Genomic DNA, 20430 nt, shown 5'->3' on the forward strand with positions numbered 1-20430 from the left:
AACAAAAATAAATAGCTTATAACAAATACTTTTAATATTCCATTTGTTCATGTGGAATAAGTCCCCAATGGACAAATGAATGTTCAGAGGAGGAAAAATGAAAAAACTTTTTAATGTATGTTTAATTGTATTCGTACTATTTTCGCAACTTGCTAGTTTTCCATACAATCAAGTAAGAGCGGAAACATTAACAGGAGATTCCTTATTTGACACTGTTGAAATGAAAGATGCAACGAATCATATTATTGACGAAGCATTAAATCCTAAAAACTTAATAAAGATAGGATCAATCATTCACCTAGAATATGCTTGGTCAATAAAAGATCATCAAATTGCACAGCAAAAAGACGCAACAGTTCTTCAAATACCTAATGTATTAAAAGTAAAAAATGACCAACAAGGAAACTTGATGGCAGATCAACAAATTATTGGTCAATATTTTGTTACGGCAAACGATAACAAAATAAAAGTAGTCTTTAACAATTCAGTAAAAGATTCAAAAGGTGTTAAGGGAAAAATTAAATTTGACACTGTATTCAATCCAGATTTAAAACCTGGCATAAAAGCTGTCCCACTCACTTTCCCTCTAGGTACAGTAGCTAAGACTATCTCAGTTCCTGTTCAAGTAGATAACCCTACTTCACCTACTATTAATAGTGATGCCGCTAAGCAGACTACCGAAGAGCAAAAGAACGGTGTCACACAGCAACCTATGGAACAGCCAAAGGATGGGAATCCCCAGCAGCCTGCGAAACAACCAAAAGATGGTGAGACACAACAACCTGTTGAACAACCAAAGGACAGAAATCCTCAGCAACCTGCGGAACAACCAAAAGACGGGAACACTCAGCAACCTGCGGAACAGCCAAAAGACGGTGAGACACAGCAGCAACCTGCGGAACAGCCAAAAGATGGTGAGACACAGCAACAACCTGCGGAACAGCCAAAAGATGGTGAGACACAGCAGCAACCTGTTGAAAATCCAGATCCATCACCTAAGCAAATTAAAGAAAATATTTTAACGAGCGTAAAATTAACAGATAAAGACGGAAAACCATTTAATGATACAGATAATCGTCCAAATCCTGATTCTGCTGCCAATATCGATTTTACATGGGAAGTTTTAGAATCATTAAAAGTAAAAAAGGGAGATTACTATATTTTCCAACTACCGGAATATTTTATCGTCCACAACACCATTACACAGCCTTTAGTTGATGGAACAGGACATGAAATTGGGACGTTCGTTGTTGACTTAAACGGAAAAGTAACTATGACTTTTAACGAGTACGTTGAAGACAATCCTAATATAGATGGTCATTTAAAAGTTGGTACGGAATTTAATAAAACAAAAATTAAAGGGACTACGGAACAAAAAATTCCTTTCCCAATTAAAGAACAAGACGTTATTATCGAGCTTGATTTCAAACCTAATGTAAAGAAATCTATGAATAAAAAAGGGATACCTGATAGACCGATTAATACGAATCAAATCAATTGGACAGTCGAAATGAACAAAACAAAAGACATTCTTACAAGCGCTGTCTTCCAAGACAATATTCCAAATGGAGCTAGTCTCAATGAAGATTCTATTAAAGTTTATGAGTTAGAAGTAGATATTAACGGGAAGACAACTCGTGGAGCCGAAGTTAGTAAGGAAGAATATACACTCACTTCATCCTCCGATAAATTAAATATCGCTTTTAAAAAGGAAACGAAAAAAGCATATCAAATTGAATATGCGACAAAAATTACTGACGAAAGTGTTACTAGTTTCAAAAATGAAGCAAAAGTATCCAGCAAGAATCAAGGAGATGTATCCGCAAATGCAACTGTAACTGTTTCACGCGGTACACATCTAGAGAAAACTAGTAAATATAATCCAAAAACACAAACAATTGAATGGACAATTACTTTCAACGGTGACCAGAGAGATATTAAACAATCTGATGCACTTTTAAAAGACATTTTGGACAAAGCTCATAAAGTTGATGCAAGTTCTATCGTCGTTAAAAATGCTTCTTATGATAATAACGGAAAACTTGTTACAGGTGACAACGCCACAAACTTTACTGTAAAAGAAACCGATGAGGGATTTGATTTACAATTTAATGAAGATATTAATAGTGCCTATGTAATTACTTATACATCGAAAGCCAAGAATGATGTTATACAAGATGGCGAAATCGAAAATACAATTATTGCAGATGGAAAATGGAGTAAAACAAACAAAGTTACATTACAACAACAAAACATCATAAAGAAACATAATAAAAATGCAAACGATACAGATTACAATAAGAAAACAACGAAATGGACAATTATTGTAAATGATAACAATTACGTGTTAAATGATGCTGTTATCACTGATACGTTTGACTATAGTGGACTTACATTACAAAAAGATAGTTTCAAAATTACTGATGGATCAACTGAACTGAAATTAGACTCTGATTACACACTTGATGTAACAGCTGACGGATTCAAAGTAACACTAGCTGGTATTTATAAGTCTAATATGGATAAAACTTTAACCATCACGTACACAACAGACTTTAATTACGAGACTCTATCTAAAAAAAATGATAATAAATCATTCAAAAATACAGCAGAGTTATCATGGAAAGATACAAATGGGAACGATAAAAATAGTTCATCCCATGATAGATTCAATCCTGACGGCTATACAAAAGGAAACGGATTTAAATACGGTTCTTACAATGCCCAAACGAAAGAAATCAAATGGGACATAGGGTTTAACTATAATAACAGGACTATTAAAGACCCTTCTATCGTTGACGTACTAGAAAACAATCAAAAACTTATACCAGACTCCATTGAGATTCATCATATGGAATTAACTGGTGGTGCAGACGGTTATAAATTAGGGGCACTTGTTTCCCCTGACGAATATACGGTAGAAAATGCAACGAAAGATAATAAAAATACATTAACAATTCATTTTAAAAATGAAATTAAAACAGCGTACCATATCAGCTTTAAAACTTCACTCGCAGGTGAAGAAATTAATAAGCGCTATGATAATTACGCCAAATTAAAAGATGGATCGGAAACTATCGCCAATATTCATGGTGCATTCGAGATCAAAAATGGTGGTAGCGGCGTTACGAAAAAAGCAAAACAAAATGACAAATACATTGATTGGAGCGTTTCTATTAATGCAAGCCAATCAACGATTGAAAATGCTGTCGTAACAGACGATCCGACAGACAATCAAATTCTCGATGAAAAGTCATTCCACCTATATGGGACAACAGTAGCAGTGGATGGCACTTTAACGAAAGATACAACAAACGAATTAAAAGAAGGAAAAGACTATAAACTCAAAATAACAACAGACAACAATACGGGGAAACAACAATTTACAATTGAATTTCTTCATACTATTGATCGAGCTTATATTTTAGAATACCGTTCACTCATTAATGCAGACAATAATGAAAAGGTAAGCAATAAAGCGAAGATTACTGGTAATAGTTTGAAATTAACAGAGACTGAAAAAATTGAAGAAATAGTAGTTAAAGTATCTTCTGGATCTGGAGGCGGTTCTGCTACTAAGGGACGCGGAAACCTTCAAATTAAAAAAGTAGATCATGCAGATCCAAATAAAATTTTATCTGGCGTAGTATTTACTTTATTCGATCGCACAGGTACAACTGCTATTCGAACAATTACAACAGACGAAAATGGTATCGCTCAGTTTAATAACTTAAAACGCGATGAATATCTGCTCAGAGAAATGAAAACTCTTGATGGCTATGTCATTAGTAAAGAATTAAAAGCAGGTAAACTTGTTAAGCTTGGTGCAGAAGAAACTACAACATATACTCTTAAAAACGAGAAATTTGTTGGAAAAGTAGTACTTACAAAGACTGATGCTCATAACAAAGAAAAGCTTAAAAATGCAGTTTTCTCTCTGCTTGATCAAAACCATAATGTCATTCCTGAACATAAAGAATTAATAACAAATGATAAAGGACAAATTACTGTAGATAATTTAAAACCAGGAACTTACTATTTAAAAGAAATAAAGGCTCCTGAGCATTATCAATTAGATGATCGACTTATTGAATTTACAATCGAGGAAGATCAAACAACAGTAATTAATAAAACGGCCCAAAACAGCTTAATTAGAGGCTCAGCTATCCTAACAAAAGTTGATAAAGAGGGTAATACTTTAGAAGGTGCTGTATTTAGTATACGGGACCAAAATAACAAAAGAATTCCTGGTTATACCAAATTAACGACAAATGGTAACGGACAAATCGAAGCGAAAAATTTACTTCCTGGAGAGTACCAGTTTGTTGAAGAGAAAGCACCTGAACATTATGAAATAGATAAAAAACCGCTTAAATTTACAATTGAAAAAAGCCAACAGAAAGCACTTACTGTTACCGCGACAAATCACCTCATTAAAGGTGGTGTCACTTTAACGAAAGTCGATGATGTCGATGGCACTGCCCTTGAAGGTGCTGTATTTAAAATTGTCGATGCGAATGACGAGAAACAAGTAATTCGTGAAAATATAAAAACAGGTTCAGATGGAAAAGTTACCATTAAAGATCTAGAGCCTGGTGTTTATAAATTTATCGAAACAGAAGCTCCTAAGGATTATACGTTAAGTACAAACCCTATCGAGTTTACAATTGATAAAAGCCAACAAGCTCTTGCTACTGTTACGGCAAATAACAGCTTAAAAACGGGCGAAGTTGAATTATTAAAAGTTGATGAGTTTGGTGAGAAAAAACCACTTGAAGGTGCAGTATTCAAGCTTGTCGATACAAATAATAATGACGTTTCCCCTTACACTAACTTAACTACTGATAAACACGGTAAAGTTAAAGTTAGTAACCTACGTCCTGGTACGTATAAATTCATTGAAATAGCTGCTCCTGAACATTACGTTTTACGAGCAGAACCTATTGAATTTACAATCGATAGAAGTCAGAAAGAAACTCTACTTGTGAAAGCTGAAAATGCTTTAAAACCAGGAGATGTTGAATTAACAAAAGTTGATGATATCGATGGTACAGCTCTTGAAGGTGCTGTATTTAAAATTGTTGATGCAAATGATGAAAAGAAAGTCATTCGCGAAAATGTAGAAACTGGTGCGGATGGTAAAGCTATCGCTACTGGCTTACGCCCTGGCGATTATAAATTTATCGAAGTAACAGCACCGAAGTATTACGACAAAAATACAAAACCAATTAAATTTACGATTACAGAAAGTCAAACAACTCAGGCTACTGTTACCGCTAAGAACAGCTTAACAAAAGGCGGTATTGAGTTAACAAAAGTGAATGCTGCAGATGAAAAGGAAACACTTGAAGGTGCAGTATTTAAAATCGTTAATAGAGATACTAATGAAGATGTTCGTACGGACCTTGTTACGAATAGTAAAGGAAGGCTAGTTGTAGATGACTTACGTCCTGGTAACTATAAACTTATCGAAACAAAGGCTCCAACTTATTACGATGTAAATGTAGAACCAATTGAATTTACAATCGAAAAAGGACAACAAAAACTCCTTCCACTTACATTTAAAAATAGTTTAACGAAAGGAAAAGTTAAACTTATTAAAGAAGATGATGTGGAAAGTAGTAAAGCTCTTGCCGGCGCTGTATTCACATTGCAAGACGCAACTGGCAAAGAAATTATGAAAGATTTAACAACAGATGATCACGGAGTATTAGTTATTCCTGATTTAGCACCAGGGGATTATCAATTTATCGAAACAAAAGCCCCTGAACATTATAAATTAGACAAAACACCTATTAAGTTCACAATTAAAAAAGCTAGTAAGGAAGATCTTCCTATCCCTGTTACTGTAAAAAATAGTTTACTTACAGGTGGCGTCACTTTAACAAAAGTTGATGATGTTGATGGCACTACTCTTGAAGGTGCAGAATTTATAATCGTTGACGCTCATGATACTAAAAAGGTAATTCGCAAAGGTTTAACGACTGATAAAAACGGTAAAATTACTGCTTCTGATTTACGTCCTGGAGACTATCAATTTATTGAAGTAAAAGCTCCAAAAGACTATACCTTAAGCAAAGACCCTATTCCGTTCACTATCGAAAAAAGTCAAAAAGAGAATATTACTGTTACCGCTACTAACAGTTTAAAGAAAGGTGCAGTAACATTAACAAAAATTGATGACATCGATCGTACGATGCTCGAAAGTGCAATCTTTAAGATTGTGGATATGAATGGTAAGGAAGTTCATACGAATCTTGTTACAGATAAAAACGGTAAAATTTCTGTTTCTGATTTACGCCCTGGAGACTATCAGTTCATTGAAACAAAAGCTCCTGAGCACTATGTATTAGATGAAACAACGATTCCATTTACAATTGAAAGAAGTCAAACGAAAGAGATCAATGTTACAGGCAAAAATGCTTTGAAAAACGGTAGCGTTGAACTAACAAAGATTGACGATATTGATATGAATACAAAACTTGCTAACGCCGTATTTAATTTATTAGATGCAGACGGAGAGCTAGTTAAAGAAGGCTTAAAAACAAATGATGAAGGTAAAATTGTTGTTGAAAACCTACGTCCTGGTACGTATCAATTCGTTGAAACAATTGCTCCTGAACATTACGATTTAGATAAAAAACCTATCGTATTTACAATTAAAAAGAGCCAAACTGAAACTCTTCATGTCACTGCTACAAATGCTTTAACAAAGGGTGCAGTTAAACTTTCTAAAGTAGATGATGTTGATGGCACTGTTCTTAAAGATGCAGTATTTAAAATTGTTAATATGAACGGTGATGTAGTTCATAAAGACCTTGTTACAAATGAACAAGGAATAATCGAAATTAACGACCTACGTCCTGGTGATTACCAATTTATCGAAACGAAAGCTCCGAAGCATTACGTTTTAGATGAAACACCAATCAAATTCACTATTGAAAAAGGACAGAAGAAAGCTATTTCTTTAACTGCTACAAATAGCTTACAACAAGGTAGTATCGAATTACTTAAAGTTGATGATTTAAACACTCAAACAAAACTTGCCGATGCGGTATTTAATTTACTAGATCAAGATGGCAAAGTACTTAAAACAGATTTAAAAACAAACAGTGAAGGGAAAATCATTATCGAAAACTTACGTCCTGGTACGTACCAATTCGTTGAAATAACGGCTCCTGAACACTATGATTTAGACAAAAAACCAATTATATTTACAATTGAAAAAAGCCAAAAAGATATTGCTACCGTTACTATGAAAAATAGTTTAACAAAAGGCGGCGTGGAACTTTCTAAAGTGGATGACGTCGATGGCACTACTCTTGAAGGCGCAGTATTTAAAATTGTGGATATGAATGGCACTGTAATTCGCAAAGATCTTGTTACGAATCAACAAGGTAAAATTAGCGTTTCTGACCTACGTCCTGGTGATTATCAATTCATCGAGACAACGGCTCCGAAACACTATGATTTAAACAAAGAGCCAATTCCATTCACAATCACAAAGAGCCAAGCTGATCCTATCTCCGTTACAGCTACAAATAGCTTAACGAAAGGCGCTGTGGAACTTTCTAAAGTAGATGATGTAGATGGTACTGCTCTTAAAGATGCGATATTTAAAATTACTGATATGAATGGTAACGACATTCGCACTGAGCTTACAACAGATGTACATGGAAAAATTTCTGTTTCTGATTTACGTCCTGGGGACTATCAGTTTATTGAAACGAAAGCTCCTGAACACTATAAATTAGATAGTACACCTATTAAGTTTACAATTAAGAAAAGCCAAAAAGAAAAGCTCCAAGTTACTGCTACAAATAGCTTAACTGAGGGTGCTGTAGAATTAATAAAAGTGGATGATATAAATCCAGATACAAAACTTTCTGATGCAGTGTTTAACATCATCGATGCGAAAGGTAAAATTGTTCGCACTGATTTAACTACTGATAAAGATGGGAAGATTTCAGTTTCTGATTTACGTCCGGGAGATTATCAGTTCATTGAAACGAAAGCTCCAACTGGCTATGATTTAAACGTTAAACCAATTCCTTTCACAATTACGAAAGGACAATCTCAGGTTACCTCTGTTACAGCCTTAAATAGTTTAACAACAGGTTCAATTGAGTTAACTAAAGTTGATATTGATCACCATGGAACACTTGAAGGTGCCATTTTCAATATTTTAGACCAAGATGGAAAAGTCATCCGAGAAGGTTTAAAAACAGATCAACACGGAAAAGTAATCGTAAATGATTTGAAACCTGGTAATTATCAATTAGTAGAAACAAAGGCTCCTAAAGGCTATCAATTAGATGCATCACCAATAAACTTTACAATTGATAAAGCCCAAGCTAAGCCACTACAAATTACAGTTTCAAATAAAAAAATTGAATCTTCTTCAGGTGGAGATGACAAGCCAATTACTCCTCCAAATAAAGAAGATAACAAAGGCAATGAAACATCTGAGAAACACGAAAACGGAACTTCTGAAGAACAAAATAATGAAACACCTGAGAAACACGAAAACGGAACTTCCGAAGAAACATCGAATAAAACAGATAACAAACAGCAAGATGATCGAAATACGGATAAGCACCTTCCAAATACAGGTCATAAAGAAGACCCTACACAAACAGTAGGTATTGTTCTTCTACTAGCTGGATTATTAAGTATTTTAGCTACAAAACGCAAAAAAAATTATTAATAATTTTTTCACATCCAATCAATCTCTCAATTGATTGGATGTTTTTTTATACAAAAAGGACGATACATAAAGTATCGTCCTTTTAACGGGGTGAGGCTGCCCAAAAGTACGGAAAACCTTTGAACAGCCTCTTATTTTCATATGGATGCCTTACATATATCACTGATAATAATTATGAAATGCGGAAACATAATTACCATCAACTGATTCAAACATGAGAAATGAAACCCTACAGTGGTTCCATTCCTCTACATAATCTAAAGTTTGGGTACACTAGATTCATGCAATGTAGGAGCTTTCAGAGTAGAAAGCGAACCTTCGTTTAAAATGATAGCATACATATCTCCCTCAAAAATATGCAAATATGCATATATCGTTTTTTTATTTCTCAATGTCAGAATATTGAAAAATAAAAGGTGTGAAGGTAAAATAAAGTCATTATCCGTCTTCTTTTGTCAGTCAGAGAGAATAGAAGAATAGGAGAGGAAAAAATGAGAAAATCATTGAAACAAAAAATAGTAAGCTCTTTGCTTGCTGTATCACTTGCTGTTAGCTTAGCTCCAATTGGGCAAGCAAAAGCGGATTCCACGTCAGAGGTTACACAAACTCCATCTATTACAAAACAGATTGATCCAAACCGCGCGATTGAACATGTTCGTTTCTTATCTGAAACAATTGGTCCTCGCCCCGGTGGAACAAAATCCGAAGAATGGGCTTCTCGTTACATTGGTATGCAGCTTAAATCAATGGGCTATGAAGTAGAATATCAACCATTTCAGGTGCCCGATCAATACGTTGGATTCATTGAATCACCCCTATCAACAAAACGTAATTGGCAAGCTGGTGCTGCTCCTAATGCACTAATTTCTACAGAAGCTGTTACAGCTCCCCTTATCTTTGTTCAAGGTGGGACAAAATTAGAAGATATTCCAAATGAAGTAAACGGTAAAATTGTTTTATTTGAAAGAGGAACGACAGTTACCGACTATAATAAACAAGTTGAAAATGCTGTTAGCAAAGGTGCAAAAGGTGTTCTTTTATACAGTTTAATTGGCGGACGCGGAAATTATGGACAAACCTTCAATCCCCGCCTAATGAAAAAGCAATCTATCCCTGTCTTTGGCCTTGCTTATGCGCAAGGAAATGCATTTAAAGAAGAAATCGCTAAAAAGGGGACAACAATTCTTTCCCTAAAAGCGAGACATGAATCTAAATTAACATCTCTAAATGTTATCGCCAAAAAGAAACCAAAAAAGAGTACAGGTAATGAAAAAGCAGTCGTTGTAAGCTCGCACTATGATAGTGTTGTCGGAGCACCTGGCGCAAATGATAATGCTTCTGGAACTGGATTAGTATTAGAACTAGCTCGTACTTTTCAAAATGTAGAAACTGATAAAGAAATTCGCTTTATTACCTTTGGTTCTGAAGAAACTGGATTACTTGGTTCGGATTATTACGTGAATAGTCTATCCCAAAAAGAACGCGACCGTATTTTAGGTGTCTTTAACGCCGACATGGTTGCAACAAATTATGATAAAGCAAAGAATTTATACGCTATGACACATGATGGCTCTACAAACTTTGTAACAGACGCTGCCTTGCAAGCAGGTAAACAACTAAATAACAACCTCATCCTACAAGGTAAATTCGGTTCTAGTGATCATGTTCCATTTGCTGAAGCTGGTATTCCTGCTGCTCTATTCATTTGGATGGGTGTCGATAGTTGGAATCCATTAATCTATCATATTGAGAAGGTATACCATACACCTCAAGATAACGTATTAGAAAACATTTCACCTGAACGAATGAGAATGGCATTAGACGTTATCGGAACAGGTGTTTATAACTCGCTTCAAAAACCTGTTACTCAAACTGAACAGAAAGCTGCTTAATCAATAAAAGACCACTGATTTTTATCAGTGGTCTTTTATTGAGAAAAAATATATATGCATAAAAGCATATTTTATCCTACTCATTATCGTATACAATATTAACTGTAACAATACCGATTACAACTTATAAGGAGGCTTTTTCTATTATGAAAAAAATGATTTTAGCAGGTGCGTTAACTTTAGCAGGAATTACCGGCGCTACCGCGTTTATTCCTGAAACAAAAGTCGCTGCTGCCGCTCAAGAACAAAGCTTTACAAAATTTTATTCTTTGCAAACTGGAGGTAGTTCTGAACAAGAACCTATTTTCCTTCAAAAGGGACAAGAGTTAACAATTCAACCTAACAGCAAAACTCCTAGTTACAGTGTTTATGACTCAAATCATAACCTTATTGGACGTTATTCTGATGGTTACGGCCGAATTTTCACTGCAAAAACAGATGGAAATATGTACGTTCAATTTCATGCACCTTACGTTTACTATAGTCCTGTTAGTTTTTCTGTTACTTATACTATTCAATAGAAAAGAGGTCCTTTATAGGACCCTTTTATTTCTCTTCCCAATTCACTTTTACAAATCCATCTTTTACTGTTAATCCGCTTATATTCAATACATATTCTTCATTTGCTTTTAAAGTAACTGTAAAAGTACCTTTTTTCGATTCACAAATTTCCTTTAACTCTTTTATACCTTCTCCTTGTCTTTCATACACACTAAAACATAAGTTTCCTCGTTTTGCATCTGTCTCATAAGAAAATGTCACTTCTGTATCCTTTTCATACTGAAATTCAATATCCTTACCGGCAATATCCCATGATGAGAATTTTGCCTCGTAACTTGTTTTCCCTTGCTTCTCATTTGCTAAATATATATCTCCGGCTCTCCACGCATCATCTAACGTTTGTGCAAAAGTAAAACCACTAAGTAATACAAACATTGTGCTTGCCAATATCGCAACTAATGTTACTTTCTGTTTTTTAACAAAGTTCATCTTATATTCTCCTTCAACTTTCTTTTTACTTCTTCTTACCATATATAATAAAAACCCAATAAAGAATGGCAATATAACTGCTAAAATACTCCATCCTTTGCTCATTTGATGTGCTTTAGCATCTGTATATACCCATGACCCAACACATATTAAAAGTGCTATAAAAGCCAAAAACATTGTAATCCCAGCTATCTCAAATACTACAAATGGATTAGCGAACTCTATCATGTAATTTATACTCCTTCTTTAAAAACGACTGTATTACAACATATATCGGAATGTATACGTGCATCGTAATCACACTTGCTATCAGCATAGGAATTTTATGATCCAAATGAGTGATAAATTGTTCTATAACAATTGTTAACAAAACAATCCAAATGGTGTGAATGCAAATCATCCATTTCCTCTCTAACTTCTGAGCCTTTCGCACGCCCTGCTTCGTGTTATTTATTAGCTCTTCGCTTGGAGTTATCTCTTCTGCTAAGCTACTCTTTACCTTCTGTTCAAATTTATCTTCTGTCATAAACGAACCCCTCCAAATGTTCTCGCATTTGCTTCTTCGCATAATTAAGGCGATATTTCACTGTACCAATCGGTATATTTAATATTTCGCTCATTTCTTTATAAGAGTATTGTTCATAATAGTAGAGTACGAGCACGGTTTTATATTTTTCATTCAATAGCTGTATAACTTCCCGTATCATTTCCGCTTCCACTTTTTGAATAAATTCTTCTGATATATTCACATCATCTGCGAAATCTATTTCTCCACCATCTTCTTTATGGAATAAATCTAAGACGCGATCTTTCCATCTTTTCTTCTTGCGGTAAAAGTCATAAAATGTACGAACGCAAATTGTAGTAATCCACTTTTTATAATTATCCACATAAGAAAGTTGGTGCCTTGATGAAAAAACCTTTATCCACGTCTCTTGAAAAATATCTTCCGCATCTTCTTTCGTTTTCGCTAACTTATAGCATAAGGAATATATTTGCTGCTTATATATATCAATTAATTCTTCTATCTTTTCTTCCATCATAAGCCTCCTGTCATTTATATAAGACGACGCAAATTCCCCTTTTGTTTGATAAATTTTTTTTATTATCTCCACATAAAAAAGGCAATCACAACATCGTGTGATTGCCTTTTATTTAAAAACGAAAGTCCGCTTCCGTTTTTCTTTATGTCCAGCTCTGCCTCCTAGCCCCTTCTGTCTAAGAACCTTCCTCACGAGAAGATAAAATGCATCTTCTGTTGGAAAGAACCTTAGCCTTCGGGACTAAACAATCGGCTCCGCTTTTCTTTATTGTCCAGTTCCAGCGGCTAGAATACTCGGTGGCTTCGCGCCTTCCTCCGAGGCAAAGTACGCCTCTCTGTCAGGAGCTCCATCCCCCTCCTATTCTAAACGAGCCGCTTCCGCTTTTCTTCATTACATTTTTTCTGGTGCAGATACTCCTACAATTGCTAGTGCGTTTTGAAGTGTAGTGCGTACTGCTTTCATTAATTCATAACGAGCTTTACTTAATTCTACGTTATCTTGGTTTAATACTTTTTCTGCATTGTAGAAGCTGTGTAATGTTGCTGCTAATTCAAATGCATAGTTTGTAATACGGTGTGGCAGACGTTTTTGTGCTGCATCCGCAACTACAGCTGGGAATTCACCAAGTTTTTTCAGTAACTCTACTTCTTTCTCAGAAGTAACAAGCTTGTAGTTCACATCTCCGCCTGTAGCTAATCCTAACTCTTCACCTTGACGAAGGATACTGCATACGCGAGCATGAGCATATTGTGCATAGTATACTGGGTTTTCATTAGATTTTGATACAGCTAAGTCCATATCGAAGTCTAAATGAGAGTCACCGCTACGCATTGCGAAGAAGTAACGCATTGCGTCCACTCCTACTTCTTCCATAAGCTCACGAAGTGTAACTGCTTTACCCGTACGCTTACTCATCTTCATTTTTTCACCATTTTGATATAGTTGTACCATTTGGATGATTTCTACTTCAAGCGTGTCTTTATCGTAACCAAGTGCTTGAATAGCAGCCTTCATACGAGGAATGTAACCGTGGTGGTCAGCACCCCAAATGTTGATTAACTTATCAAAACCACGCTCTAATTTATCACGGTGATACGCGATATCTGGCGTTAAGTATGTGTAAGAACCGTCGTTTTTAATTAATACACGATTTTTGTCATCGCCGTAAGTCATTGAACGGAACCAAGTTGCGCCGTCTTCTTCAAAGATTTCTTCACGCTCTTTTAATACAGCAAGAGCTTGATCGATTTTTCCGTTTTTGTATAGTGATGTTTCTGAGAACCATACATCAAATTTAACACGGAAGCTTTCTAAGTCTTTTTGAAGTTTTGCTAATTCATATTTTAAACCGTATTCACGATAGAATTCATAACTTTCTTTTTCATCAGCTTTCGCATAACGATCGCCGAATTCTTCAGCTAAACGTTTACCGATTCCAATGATATCCGCACCATGATAACCGTCTTCTGGCATTTCTTTATCTAAGCCTAAAGCTTGCATGTAACGAGCTTCAACAGAAAGAGCTAAGTTATGAATTTGGTTACCAGCATCATTAATGTAGTACTCACGAGATACATCGTAGCCTGCTTTTGCTAATAGGTTACATAAAGTGTCACCTACTGCCGCACCACGTGCATGTCCTAAGTGAAGGTCACCTGTTGGATTCGCAGATACGAACTCAACTTGTACTTTTTCACCTTTACCAGTATTCGTTTCACCGTAAGCTTCACCAGCGTTTACGATTGTTGGAATTAAATCTGTTAAGTAGCTATTATCCATATAGAAGTTAATAAAACCAGGACCAGCGATTTCGATTTTTTCAATAGAAGCTTTTGCTTTATCGAAGTTTGCAACTAGTTCTTCTGCAATCATACGAGGTGCTTTTTTCGCAACGCGTGCAAGTTGCATTGCCATATTTGTAGAGAAGTCACCATTTGTTTTATCTTTTGGAGATTCTAATACAACGTTTGGAATCTGTTCTTCTGTCGCTAATTCTGCCTTTAATACAGCAGCCTGAATTTCTTCTTTAATCAATCCTTTTACTTGTTCTAAGGAATTCATTATTTTGCCTCCTTCAAATTAATTGTAATAGTATATCTGCCAGCTTCTTGTTCACTTAGAAGCAATGCGTAAGTTAAGAAGAGTTGTCCTTTTTTCTTTTCATCCGACCATTTAAAAAGAACGTTATCAGTCTTTGTTTGCAATGCAAACGTACCAAGTTCACTCGTATACGTACCAGTTGTCCATTCACCTTTCACATGCGTCTGACGCATAGAAACAGCACCTGAACGCATAATGAGAACTTGTTCATCTTGAATTTTAATAATTGTTTTCACTTCGCCTTGTTCGTTCGGCTCCTGGAATGTTACATATGTACCTTGACCTTTTACATAGTATTGACCATTTGCTTCAAAAGCAACGGTTTCCTTCCTCGCCCCTTCACGGATTTCTGTTACGAAATGAACGTGTACCGGCAAGCCTGCAAGTTGTTTCTCCACGTCTTGCACACCTTTCAAATGTTATAGATATTAAATACTACTTATAATAAATCACTTTTCCTATCATATCAAAAAAAGACTCTGTCTGTCTGCTGAAAAATCAGGAAAACTCCATTTCAAAAAATAATTCACTTCTACTTTATTTTATATGATAAAATATTTTTTAAATCTAAATATTCTTTCAATTAAAGAGGTGAATATAGTGATACCAACAAAGTTAAAAAAGGGTGATGAAATACGGGTGATTTCACCATCGTGTAGTTTAAGTATTGTTTCAAATGAAAATAAAAAATTTGCTATAAAAAGATTAACCGACATGGGCTTTCAAGTTACATTCTCAAAATATGCCGATGAGATAGATCGATTTGCTTCCTCTTCTATTTCTTCCCGCATTCAAGACCTCCATAAAGCATTTAGAGACCCTAATGTAAAAGCTATTTTGACGACACTTGGCGGATACAACTCCAATGGTTTATTGAAACATCTCGATTATGATCTAATTCGTAAAAATCCGAAATTTTTCTGTGGTTATTCAGATATTACTGCTTTAAATAATGCAATTTACGCAAAAACAGGTCTCGTTACATATTCAGGACCCCATTTCTCTTCCTTTGGAATGGAGAAAGGGCTCGAGTATACAACCGATTACTTTTTAAAGTGCTTAACTTCTAATGAGCCTATTGAAGTCCTGCCATCTGAAACATGGAGCGATGATTCTTGGTATATAGATCAGAAAAATCGAGAATTTATTAAAAATAAAGGATACGTTTCAATTCAGGAAGGAGAAGCTACGGGAGATATTATCGGTGGCAATATGAGCACATTTAACTTACTGCAAGGTACACCATATATGCCAAATTTAAAGGACAAAATTTTATTTATTGAAGAAGATAGTTTAACTGGAACATCTACTCTTAAAACTTTTGATCGTTATTTACATTCCCTTATGCAGCAGCAAGATTTTGAATACATAAAGGGAATCGTTATAGGAAAGATGCAAAAAGGTGCAGAATGTACGATAGAAGACATTCAAGAAATGATTGCTTCAAAACCTGAACTTGCACATATTCCTATCATTGCAAACGCAAGTTTCGGGCATACAACCCCGATTTTCACTTTCCCAATTGGTGGACGTGCAAAAATTATTTCTAACAAGGAAAAAACATCTATCACTATTTTAACGCACTAAAAAGGAGCGAATGAGTCGCTCCTTTTATGGTTTTTCTATTTTTTCCAACGCTTTTTGTGGAATAGATTCTTTCGGGATTTCAGCCCATCCTTTTCCTTGCATACCTTTTGCATAAATTTTTATAAACGCCCCCGTATGCAATTCACGGTTCATCATTCTTTTAATGATCTGTAACTTTCCGTCTTCTGTATACCCTTTAAAAGTATACAAGTATTCTCCGTCTTTTTTCTCACCTTTATCTATAACCGCATAATAATCTTGTATTTCTTTATTTGAAAAGAAGTTGTCTACAAAAGCATGTACACCTTCTGTTTTTGTGTTCAAATAATACGCTGTTCCACCTAGAATAATGGCGAATACAGCTAAAACTTTAATTACCAATTTCATACATGAACCTCCTGTTTGCACTTCTTTCTCACTAGTATTATATCTATACTTGTATTATACGGAAAAGAGCATACTATACCCTATCTAAAAGTCTTACACTTTCCTTACATTATTGTAAGGGATTTTTCTTACAGCAAGTTCCCAAGAAAAAATTTTTCCGTTTCATACACTTTTATATTATTATTGAATGATACGAATTTTTATTACAAAAATCAAAGGAGACAGTTTTCAAATGGCTATCTTGCAAGGTTTAGCACTATTACTTGTTGTACTTTGTCTATTTACACTTTTTAGTTACCGTGCGCCTTATGGAATGAAGGCGATGGGTGCTTTAGCTAATGCAGCAATCGCAAGTTTTCTTATTGAAGCATTTCACCGTTATATAGGTGGAGAAATGTTTCATAATGACTTTTTACAATCAGTAGGAGAAGCTTCCGGTAGTATGAGCGGTGTCGCAGCAGCGATTTTAGTCGCATTAGCAATCGGTGTTTCCCCCGTATACGCTGTTTTAATTGGTATCGCTACTAGTGGATTCGGTATTTTACCAGGATTTTTCGCTGGATACGTTTGTGCTTTCGTCGTGAAATTTCTCGAAAAGAAATTACCAGCTGGCGTGGAATTTTTAGCAATCCTATTTATCGCTGCACCAATCTCACGCGGAATGGCAATGCTTATGGATCCGCTTGTTAACGCAACACTCGGTAAAATCGGTTCTATGATTTCAGTTGCAACTACAGAAAGCCCTATCATTATGGGTATTATGCTTGGTGGATTAATAACAGTTATTTCTACCTCTCCACTGAGTTCTATGGCACTAACTGCAATGCTTGGATTAACAGGTTTACCAATGGCGATTGGTAGTCTTGCCGTTGCGGCCTCAGCCCCGATGAACTTTATTTTCTTTAAACGATTAAAAATTTGTTCAAAGAAAGATACAATTGCTGTAGCAATCGAACCTTTAACACAAGCCGATGTTGTCTCAGCAAATCCAATTCCAATCTATATGACAAATTTCGTTGGCGGTGCACTTGCCGGTATTATTACATCGCTATTCCAGCTTGTTAATAATGCACCAGGAACAGCATCACCAATTCCAGGTCTTCTTGTCCTATTCGGATTTAATGACGTTGTAAAAGTAACAATTGCTGCTATATTATGTGGAATCGTTACCACTATTGTCGGATACATTGGATCTATTGTGTTCCGTAAATATCCAATCCGCTCTGCTGATGAAATTCGCGGAGTTACTTCAGAAGAGAAGGTTGCATAAGAAAAAGAGCTATTCCCATCGTTTGAGAATAGCTTTTTTTGTGTTGCGTAACGGTAAATGAAATTATACCGGCGATTTTTTCAATATATCGACTTACCGACACATAACGACAAAATAAGAGCCCTCTAATCATATAGAGGGCTCTTATTTTATCTAGCTGCAGCGGCTAGAATGATCGGTGGCTTCGCTTCTTCCTTCGAGGCAAAAAGCGCCTCTACGTCTGAAGCTCCATCCCCCTCACATTCTGAGCGAGCCGCTTCCGCTTTTATTTTATCCAGTTGCGTCTCCTAACCCCTTGCGTCTAAGAACCTTCCCTGCTAAAAGGTAAAAAGCACCTTTTGCAAGAAAGAACCTTAGTCACCAGGTCTAAACAGTTGGCTGTACTTTTATTTCACCCAACCGAGCAGCATTTCCCGCACGAATTTGCTTGCTGCAACTGGTGTTTGATCACTATGGTCGTAGACAGGAGCTACTTCTACTAAGTCTGCTCCAACTACATTTATATTTGAATTTGCAATTGCCACGATGGAATCTAATAATTCTTTAGATGTGATACCTCCAGCTTCTAACGTTCCTGTTCCAGGAGCGTGAGCTGGGTCTAATACGTCAATGTCAATTGTGACATAAACTGGGCGTCCTGCCAGTTTCGGTAATACTTCTTTTAACGGTTCTAATACGTCAAATTTATATAAGTTCATACCTACTTCTTTTGCCCATTCGAATTCTTCCTTCATTCCAGAACGAATACCGAAAGAATATACGTTTTCCGGACCAATTAAATCGCACACCTTACGAATAGGTGTAGAGTGGGATAAAGGCTCCCCTTCATACGACTCACGTAAATCAGTATGAGCATCCATATGGATGATTGCTAAATCCGGATATTTTTTTGCCATTGCCTTAAAAATTGGCCAAGACACTAGGTGCTCACCGCCGAGACCTAGTGGAAACTTATCGGCATCTAAAAGTTTTGATACATACTCTTCAATCATGTCTAAGCTGCGTTGTGCGTTTCCGAATGGTAATGGGATATCACCCGCGTCAAAATATTTTACCTCTTCTAGTTCACGATCTAAATACGGGCTATATTCTTCAAGACCGATTGATACTTCACGAATACGTGCAGGGCCAAAACGAGATCCCGGACGGTAACTTACTGTCCAATCCATAGGCATCCCATAAATAACTACCTTTGACTCTTCAAAACTTGGATGACTTTTAATAAATACTTTACCTGAATAAGCTTCATCAAAACGCATATTCTTTTCCTCCTTATGTGGAACTTAAGGTATCCCAACCTTTCATTATTTCTCAAATTTGGAGCGCATTGCTCCTCTTTCTCGATTTACCGGGTCTTCTTTTTCATAACAAGAAGACGATTTTCTTTACAGGAGTGTAAGTAGCTAGCATGTTCAAGTCTTCTGGACAAACACCTTAAATGAGCTACTCACACTTTATTTGTTCAAACGCGATTTTCTTACTTAATTAAATCGCCAACAAATTTTGGTAATGCGAACGCTGCGTTGTGTAATTCTTTTGTGTAGTATTTCGTTTCGATTTCGTGGAAACGCTCTTCACTTACTTGTAATGGATCATGTTTTTTAGATCCAATTGTGAACGTCCAAAGACCACTTGGGTAAGTTGGAATGTTCGCTGTGTATAAACGAGTAATAGGGAAGATCTCTTTTACGTCTTTAAACACAGTTGTAATTAATTCTGGTGTAAACCAAGGGTTGTCCGTTTGTGCAACGAAAATACCGTCTTCTTTTAACGCTTTAGAGATTCCAGCGTAGAAACCTTTCGTAAATAAGTTTACTGCTGGTCCTACTGGCTCAGTAGAATCTACCATAATTACGTCATATTCATTTTCGCTCTCTGCGATGTGTAGGAAGCCATCTCCTACTTTTACTTCTACACGCTCATTATCTAATGCGCCTGCAATTGATGGTAAGTATTGTTTAGAGTACTCAATTACCTTTCCATCGATTTCAACAAGAGTTGCTTTCTTTACACTTGGGTGTTTTAATACTTCACGAATAACACCGCCATCACCGCCGCCAACAACTAATACGTTTTCAGGGTTTGGATGTGTAAATAAAGGTACGTGCGCTACCATTTCATGATAAACGAACTCATCTTTTTCTGTTGTCATAACCATGCCATCTAAAATAAGCATGTTTCCGAACTCTTCCGTTTCAACCATATCTAATTTTTGGAATTCTGTTTGCTCCGTATGTAATGTGCGGTTAATACGCGCCGTAATCCCAAAATGTTTTGTTTGTTTTTCAGTGAACCATAGTTCCATCGTACAATCACGCCTTTCAATGCAAATTTATAATAGGGACATCATTAATGTCCCCTAACAAAAATAAAACAAAACATCCAAAAAGTATAGTTAAAAGTAAAAAAATAGCGAAAATATATTTTAGTCAGAGGGCTCCAATATCTATGCAT

13 protein-coding genes are annotated in these 20430 nt (G+C 35.8%); 5 read left to right on the forward strand and 8 right to left on the reverse strand.

From position 1 onward, the window contains the following. Positions 1–97 precede the first annotated feature (97 nt). The 3 genes from ACQGS6_RS01400 to ACQGS6_RS01410 all read left to right on the forward strand — a co-directional run bounded on the left by ACQGS6_RS01400 (position 98) and on the right by ACQGS6_RS01410 (position 11120). Positions 98–8707, forward strand: a complete 8610-nt coding sequence (locus ACQGS6_RS01400) for a SpaA isopeptide-forming pilin-related protein (protein ID WP_426964848.1) — start codon at positions 98–100, stop codon at positions 8705–8707. A 491-nt stretch (positions 8708–9198) separates the two neighbouring features. Further along, entirely contained in the window at positions 9199–10599 is a 1401-nt protein-coding gene (locus ACQGS6_RS01405) for a M28 family metallopeptidase (protein WP_001232227.1), read from the forward strand. Positions 10600–10745: 146 nt separating this feature from the next. Beyond that, positions 10746–11120, forward strand: coding sequence for a hypothetical protein (locus ACQGS6_RS01410; protein ID WP_000738222.1), 375 nt, complete (start codon positions 10746–10748; stop codon positions 11118–11120). A 25-nt stretch (positions 11121–11145) separates the two neighbouring features. On the opposite strand, the gene ACQGS6_RS01415 is transcribed toward ACQGS6_RS01410, so the two are convergent. The 5 genes from ACQGS6_RS01415 to ACQGS6_RS01435 form a co-directional block, all read right to left on the reverse strand. Next, the gene (locus tag ACQGS6_RS01415) at positions 11146–11817 is read right to left on the reverse strand and encodes an anti-sigma factor (RefSeq protein WP_326318402.1); all 672 of its coding nucleotides are present in this window, start codon (positions 11815–11817) and stop codon (positions 11146–11148) included. After that, the gene (locus ACQGS6_RS01420; protein WP_000133820.1) at positions 11801–12115 is read right to left on the reverse strand and encodes a hypothetical protein; all 315 of its coding nucleotides are present in this window, start codon (positions 12113–12115) and stop codon (positions 11801–11803) included. Before ACQGS6_RS01420 ends, ACQGS6_RS01415 begins: the two co-directional genes overlap by 17 nt. Next, the gene (locus ACQGS6_RS01425; RefSeq protein ID WP_000391479.1) at positions 12102–12629 is read right to left on the reverse strand and encodes an RNA polymerase sigma factor; all 528 of its coding nucleotides are present in this window, start codon (positions 12627–12629) and stop codon (positions 12102–12104) included. The genes ACQGS6_RS01420 and ACQGS6_RS01425 overlap by 14 nt, the downstream gene beginning before the upstream one ends. Before the next feature lie 393 nt (positions 12630–13022). Continuing rightward, positions 13023–14693, reverse strand: a complete 1671-nt coding sequence (argS, locus tag ACQGS6_RS01430; protein ID WP_001086445.1) for an arginine--tRNA ligase — start codon at positions 14691–14693, stop codon at positions 13023–13025. Continuing rightward, a complete protein-coding gene (locus ACQGS6_RS01435; RefSeq protein WP_000414867.1) occupies positions 14693–15130 on the reverse strand; it encodes a DUF1934 domain-containing protein in 438 nt (145 codons plus the stop codon). The genes argS and ACQGS6_RS01435 overlap by 1 nt, the downstream gene beginning before the upstream one ends. A gap of 202 nt (positions 15131–15332) precedes the next feature. Between ACQGS6_RS01435 and ACQGS6_RS01440 the strand changes: the two genes are divergently transcribed. Further along, complete coding sequence (locus ACQGS6_RS01440; protein WP_000613231.1) at positions 15333–16319, forward strand: S66 family peptidase; 987 nt, start codon at positions 15333–15335, stop codon at positions 16317–16319. A 24-nt stretch (positions 16320–16343) separates the two neighbouring features. Here ACQGS6_RS01440 and ACQGS6_RS01445 read toward each other — a convergent pair whose 3' ends face one another. Next, positions 16344–16706 carry a YxeA family protein gene (locus tag ACQGS6_RS01445; RefSeq protein WP_000779920.1) on the reverse strand — a complete coding sequence of 121 codons (363 nt, stop codon included), beginning with the start codon at positions 16704–16706 and terminating at the stop codon, positions 16344–16346. Between the two features lie 232 nt (positions 16707–16938). Here ACQGS6_RS01445 and ACQGS6_RS01450 point away from each other — a divergent pair, with 232 nt between their 5' ends. Continuing rightward, entirely contained in the window at positions 16939–17976 is a 1038-nt protein-coding gene (locus ACQGS6_RS01450; RefSeq protein WP_000996332.1) for a PTS sugar transporter subunit IIC, read from the forward strand. A 386-nt stretch (positions 17977–18362) separates the two neighbouring features. Here ACQGS6_RS01450 and speB read toward each other — a convergent pair whose 3' ends face one another. Together speB and speE are read right to left on the reverse strand one after the other, a co-directional pair. After that, the gene (gene speB, locus ACQGS6_RS01455; RefSeq protein WP_001209831.1) at positions 18363–19235 is read right to left on the reverse strand and encodes an agmatinase; all 873 of its coding nucleotides are present in this window, start codon (positions 19233–19235) and stop codon (positions 18363–18365) included. 218 nt (positions 19236–19453) lie between these two features. After that, positions 19454–20281, reverse strand: coding sequence for a polyamine aminopropyltransferase (speE, locus tag ACQGS6_RS01460; RefSeq protein WP_000424698.1), 828 nt, complete (start codon positions 20279–20281; stop codon positions 19454–19456). Positions 20282–20430 lie beyond the last annotated feature (149 nt).

Source organism: Bacillus sp. GMs2/2, from assembly GCF_050172095.1.
GTDB classification, from domain to species: Bacteria; Bacillota; Bacilli; order Bacillales; family Bacillaceae_G; genus Bacillus_A; species Bacillus_A cereus.

Excerpts from the sequence above, each read along its gene's own strand:
- ACQGS6_RS01400 (WP_426964848.1), top strand. The coding sequence starts at position 98 with ATGAAAAAACTTTTTAATGTATGTTTAATTGTATTCGTACTATTTTCG.
- ACQGS6_RS01405 (WP_001232227.1), top strand. The coding sequence starts at position 9,199 with ATGAGAAAATCATTGAAACAAAAAATAGTAAGCTCTTTGCTTGCTGTA.
- ACQGS6_RS01410 (WP_000738222.1), top strand. The coding sequence starts at position 10,746 with ATGAAAAAAATGATTTTAGCAGGTGCGTTAACTTTAGCAGGAATTACC.
- ACQGS6_RS01415 (WP_326318402.1), bottom strand. The coding sequence starts at position 11,817 with ATGATAGAGTTCGCTAATCCATTTGTAGTATTTGAGATAGCTGGGATT.
- ACQGS6_RS01420 (WP_000133820.1), bottom strand. The coding sequence starts at position 12,115 with ATGACAGAAGATAAATTTGAACAGAAGGTAAAGAGTAGCTTAGCAGAA.
- ACQGS6_RS01425 (WP_000391479.1), bottom strand. The coding sequence starts at position 12,629 with ATGGAAGAAAAGATAGAAGAATTAATTGATATATATAAGCAGCAAATA.
- argS (WP_001086445.1), bottom strand. The coding sequence starts at position 14,693 with ATGAATTCCTTAGAACAAGTAAAAGGATTGATTAAAGAAGAAATTCAG.
- ACQGS6_RS01445 (WP_000779920.1), bottom strand. The coding sequence starts at position 16,706 with ATGAAATTGGTAATTAAAGTTTTAGCTGTATTCGCCATTATTCTAGGT.
- ACQGS6_RS01450 (WP_000996332.1), top strand. The coding sequence starts at position 16,939 with ATGGCTATCTTGCAAGGTTTAGCACTATTACTTGTTGTACTTTGTCTA.
- speB (WP_001209831.1), bottom strand. The coding sequence starts at position 19,235 with ATGCGTTTTGATGAAGCTTATTCAGGTAAAGTATTTATTAAAAGTCAT.
- speE (WP_000424698.1), bottom strand. The coding sequence starts at position 20,281 with ATGGAACTATGGTTCACTGAAAAACAAACAAAACATTTTGGGATTACG.